We start from the raw sequence: 566 nt of genomic DNA, 5'->3' as shown, positions 1-566 counted from the left end.
AGTGCCTTGAGGGATCTGGGCGGCAAGGCCAAAGCCAAATCCGTCCGGGACACCATCGTCAACCAGCTGATGGATGAACAAGAAGTCCTGGACGAATCGGAGGTTGCCAACGGCGAAGCCAAGTACCAGAACGACATCCGCTGGGCCAGGTTCCACCTGGTCAACGCCGGCAAGCTGGAGCCGACGGACGTCTCAGGTCACGGCGTGTGGCAATTGACCCCGGAGGGCTGGCAGATGCCCCTGGATGCAGCCACAGCCGCCGCCATCTGTGGCAAGGGCAGTGCCACCGAACAGACGGGCAGCATTCCCTCTCCACTGCAGGATGAACTGCCCGGTATCGATCAAGGCGATCTGGCCCTGAAGAACCTGCTGGTCCAGATGCCCGATGCCGCCTTCGAACGCCTGTGTGCTGCCATCATGGTGGCCAACAACGCCGACGAGACGGTGGTGACGGGCAAGGCCAATGATGGAGGGATCGACGGCACCGCCACCTACTCGGTGGACGAGCTGAAACTCATCACCTTTCGGGTGGCCTGGCAGTGCAAGCGCTATGGCACCGACAACAA

Annotated in this window: 1 protein-coding gene; it reads left to right on the top strand. The window is 61.8% G+C overall.

Going from position 1 to position 566, the window contains the following annotated elements; all coding sequences use genetic code 11:
* A partial coding sequence (locus HA630_RS00360) for a winged helix-turn-helix domain-containing protein (protein ID WP_166832004.1) occupies positions 1 to 566 on the top strand: 566 nt, incomplete at both ends.

This window comes from Aquabacterium sp. A08 (genome assembly GCF_011742065.1).
Note: the sequence above shows the minus strand (reverse complement) of the source record. Positions and strands in the feature narration are given on the sequence as shown.